We start from the raw sequence: 4,186 nt of genomic DNA on the forward strand, positions 1-4,186 counted from the left end.
CATGGCCGCCGTACGCGTCTCGTCGATCTCCGGCAGAGCCTCGGCGGCGTCGGTGATGGCCATGAGGTCCGTGAAGGGCGCCTGGCACCAGGCACCCCACCCGCGCTGTGCGTTCCTGCACCGGCTCAGCCGTGCCGGACCTCGACGAGCGGCAGGCGCAGCGCCCCGGGCGCGGCACCGGGGACGACCGGTCGCAGGGGCGCCGTCGGCGGCACGACGACGTAGCCGGCGCCGGGCGCCGGCCGGGCATCGTCCTGCCCGTGGTTGGGCCACAGGGCGCACGCCCGCTCCGCCTGCGCGGTGATGGTCAGCGACGGGTTGACGCCCAGGTTCGCGGTGACGGCGGACCCGTCGAGCACGTGCAGGCCCGGGTGGCCGTGCACGCGGTGGTACGGGTCGACGACGCCCGTCTCCGGGGTCTCGCCGATGGTGCACCCGCCGAGGATGTGCGCGGTCATCGGCACGTCGAAGGGGTCGCCCGCGCTGCCCCCCGCGAGCCCGCCCATGCGGTCCGCCATCGCGCGCACGGCGTCGTGCGCCACGGGGATCCACGCGGGGTTGGGCTCGCCGGTGCCCTGCCGGGAGGTGAGGCGCCTGCCGAGCGGGCCGCGCCGCGTGAAGGTGGTGAGCGAGTTGTCGCGGCTCTGCATGACGAGCGCGATGACGGTGCGCTGCGACCAGCCGCGCAGGTCGTACAGGGTGGGCAGGTGCCGGCGCTGCCGCCACAGCTCGCCGAGCCAGCGCCGCCAGCGCGGACCCTCCCCGGGCCCGACGCCGTCCACGAGCACCGTCTGCAGCAGACCCATCGCGTTCGACCCGCGCCCGTACCGGACGGGCTCGACGTGCGTCTGCGGGTCCGGGTAGAACGACGACGTGATGGCGACGCCCTCGGAGTAGTCGGGCCCGCCGTCCTTCCCGCGGCGGGCGGGCCGCATGGCGCCGAGCAGCGCCTCGGAGTTGGTGCGTGTGAGGTGCCCGAGGCGGTCGGACAGGCGCGGCAGGTCGCCGCTGTCCCGCATCGCATGGAGGAGGCGCTGCGTGCCGAGCGTGCCGGCCGCGAGCACGACCTGCCGGGCCCGGTAGGCGCGGCGGCCGGCCCAGCGCCGCCCCGTCCGGTGGGTGCGCACCTCGTACCCGCCACCCGCCCGCGGCACGACGGCGGTGGCGGTGGTCAGCGGGTGCACCCGGGCGCCCGCACCCTCGGCGAGGTGCAGGTAGTTCTTCACGAGCGTGTTCTTCGCGTTGTGCCGGCAGCCGGTCATGCACTCGCCGCAGTGCAGGCACGGGTTGCGGTCGGGCCCGACGCCGCCGAAGAAGGGGTCGGGGACGGCGGGACCGCCGGCGCCGCGCGGGCGCTCGTCGCCGTCCTGGCCGATGTACACGCCCACCCGTACCTTGCGGAAGGTGTGCCCCACGCCGAGGTCGTCGGCGACGTCGCGCATCAGCTCGTCGGCGGGCGTCGTGCGGCGGTAGTCCACGACGCCGAGCATCCGCTCCGCCTGGTCGTAGTACGGCTCGAGCTCGGCCTTCCAGTCGGTCACGTGGGACCAGGCGGGATCGGTCCAGAAGGCGTCCAGCGGCCGGTACAGCGTGTTGGCGTAGACGAGCGAGCCCCCGCCGACGCCGGCGCCGGCGAGGACCAGCACGTCCCGCAGCCGATGGATCCGCTGGATGCCGAAACAGCCGAGCGCGGGCGCCCACAGGAAGCGGCGCAGGTCCCACGAGGTGCGCGGCAGCTCGTCGTCGGCGAACCGGCGCCCGGCCTCGAGCACGCCCACCCGGTACCCCTTCTCCGTCAGGCGGAGGGCGGCGACGCTGCCCCCGAACCCGGACCCGATCACCAGGACGTCGTAGTCGTCCGGTGCGTCGTCGGGTGGCGTGGAGGGGGGTGGACCGGCGCTCGTGCCGGGGGTCGTGCCGGGGTGCGTGCGGTCGTCCTTGCCCTGGTCGGCACGCTGCGCGTGGTCCTGGTCGTCGTCGTCCAGCATGCGGCAGACCGTAGCGCGGTCGGGCGTGTGGCGGGGACGACGCCGCGCGGCTTTGCCCCCGGGCAAGGTCGCCGGTTAGTCTGGGCGCCGCGGTGTTGCTGTGTTGCCGCGAGGAGACGTCGCATAGTCTGGTCTAGTGCGCCACCCTGCTAAGGTGGTAACGGGGCAACCCGTTCGCGGGTTCAAATCCCGCCGTCTCCGCCAGGAAGGCTCCGGCTGCTGAACGCCCGGGGCCTTTTCTGTTGCCTCGGAAGGGGCACGGCCGGTGTCGTGCATCACGATGCGGCTCCCCGGTTTGGGGAACCGGCTCGAGGGCTGTAATGTTCTCGTCGGTCGGTGCGAGAGCGCCGGCAAGGACTGCGCCCGTAGCTCAACGGATAGAGCATCTGACTACGGATCAGAAGGTTGGGGGTTCGAATCCCTCCGGGCGCACCGAAAGGCACAACGGCTCGATCCTCACCCGGGATCGGGCCGTTGGTCGTTTCGGCACCCTCGGGGTGGCACAGCAGCGAGGTCAGCGCCGACCGCGTCCTGACCTGGCCCCGGTCCGTCGCGCACCAACGCGGCGGTCGGCGCGTCGAGCGCCAGACGCTGCACGACACGACCGAGAGGGTGATCGATCGCATGAGCGATCAGACCTGGCAGACGATCGCGATCGTCGCGTACCTGGTGGCGATGCTGTGTATCGGCTACGCCGCGTACCGCCGCACGGACGACCTGGACGACTACATGCTCGGCGGGCGCAAGCTCCGCCCGGGCGTGGCCGCGCTGAGCGCCGGAGCCTCCGACATGTCGGGCTGGCTGCTCATGGGCCTCCCCGGCGCCATCTACGCCACCGGCCTCGTCGAGGCCTGGATCGCCGTCGGGCTCACGATCGGGGCGTGGCTCAACTGGAAGTTCGTGGCGCCGAGGCTCCGCGCCTACACCGAGGTCGCGAACAACTCGATCACCGTCCCCAGCTTCTTCGACAACCGCCTGCGCGACCCGGCGCACCTGCTGCGCATCGCGGCCGGCGTGATCGTGCTCGTGTTCTTCACGTTCTACGTGTCGTCCGGCATGGTGGCCGGCGGGACGTTCTTCGAGAGCTCGTTCGGCTTCGACTACCTCACCGGGCTGCTCGTCGTGGGCGGCGTGACCCTCGCGTACACCCTCTTCGGCGGCTTCCTCGGGGCCACGTGGACGGACGTCGCGCAGGGCTGCCTCATGCTCGCCGCCCTCGTCGCGGTGCCCGCGATCGCGATCATCGAGCTGGGCGGCTGGGGCGAGGTCCTCGAGGGGATCCGTGCGGTCGACGCCGCGAGCGGGACCGACCACCTGTCGTTCCTCGTGGGGGCGTCGGTCACCGGGGTGATCTCCGCGCTCGCCTGGGGCCTGGGGTACTTCGGGCAGCCGCACATCATCGTGCGCTTCATGGCGATGCGCAGCCCCCAGGACGCGCCCGCCGGCCGCCGGATCGGCATCGGCTGGATGGTCGTGACGGCGGTCGGGGCCGTCACCACCGGGCTCGTCGGCCTGGCGTACGCCAACCTCGAAGGCCTCCAGATCGACAACCCGGAGACCGTCTTCCTCGTGCTCGCCCAGCTGCTCTTCCACCCGCTCGTCGCGGGGCTGGTCCTGGCGGCGGTCCTCGCGGCGATCATGTCGACGATCTCGTCGCAGCTCATCGTCTCGTCGTCCGCACTGGTCGAGGACCTGGTGAAGATGGCGGGCCTGCGCCTGAGCAACCGTGCCGAGGTGATGCTGGGCCGGGCGGGCGTGCTCCTGGTGGCCGTCGTCGCCGGGGTGATCGCGCTGGACCGTACGTCGTCGATCCTCGACCTGGTCGGTTTCGCCTGGGCGGGCTTCGGCGCCGCCTTCGGCCCCGTCGTCATCCTCAGCCTGTACTGGCGCCGCCTCACGCGCTGGGGCGCGCTGTCCGGGATGGTCGCGGGCGCGGTGGTCGCGTTCGTCTGGGGACGGTCGTCCCTCGCGGACTCGCTCTACGAGATCATCCCGGGCTTCGCGGTCGGCCTGCTCGTCGCCGTGGTGGTCAGCCTCCTGACGCCGCGGCCCGACGGAGGGGTGGTCGAGGAGTTCGACGCCGCGCGTCGGCTGGCGCGCGGGGAACGGCAGGAGCCGGTCCGCCCGCGTACGGGACCGAGTTCGGCCGAATCGTTTCGACGCCATCCCTGGTCGCGATCTATCGCGTCTGGGTACCC

Annotated in this window: 2 protein-coding genes and 2 tRNA genes; 3 read left to right on the forward strand and 1 reads right to left on the reverse strand. The window is 72.7% G+C overall.

Features of this window, described 5'->3' with window-relative positions:
- Window positions 1-125: 125 nt before the first annotated feature.
- Complete coding sequence (locus ACFWEK_RS19475) at window positions 126-1,988, reverse strand: GMC family oxidoreductase N-terminal domain-containing protein (protein ID WP_430555109.1); 1,863 nt, start codon at window positions 1,986-1,988, stop codon at window positions 126-128.
- Window positions 1,989-2,100: 112 nt separating this feature from the next.
- Here ACFWEK_RS19475 and ACFWEK_RS19480 point away from each other — a divergent pair.
- The 3 genes from ACFWEK_RS19480 to putP form a co-directional block, all read left to right on the forward strand.
- Window positions 2,101-2,192: transfer RNA gene (locus ACFWEK_RS19480), tRNA-Ser, on the forward strand.
- A gap of 155 nt (window positions 2,193-2,347) precedes the next feature.
- Window positions 2,348-2,420 (forward strand) — tRNA-Arg (locus tag ACFWEK_RS19485).
- Window positions 2,421-2,612: 192 nt separating this feature from the next.
- On the forward strand, window positions 2,613-4,186 hold a 1,574-nt coding region (gene putP, locus ACFWEK_RS19490), incomplete at its 3' end, for a sodium/proline symporter PutP (protein WP_430555110.1).

This window comes from Isoptericola sp. NPDC060257 (genome assembly GCF_042726645.1).
GTDB lineage: Bacteria > Actinomycetota > Actinomycetes > Actinomycetales > Cellulomonadaceae > Isoptericola > Isoptericola nanjingensis.

Coding starts and splice junctions, on each gene's coding strand:
- ACFWEK_RS19475 (WP_430555109.1), bottom strand. CDS start 1,988: ATGCTGGACGACGACGACCAGGACCACGCGCAGCGTGCCGACCAGGGC.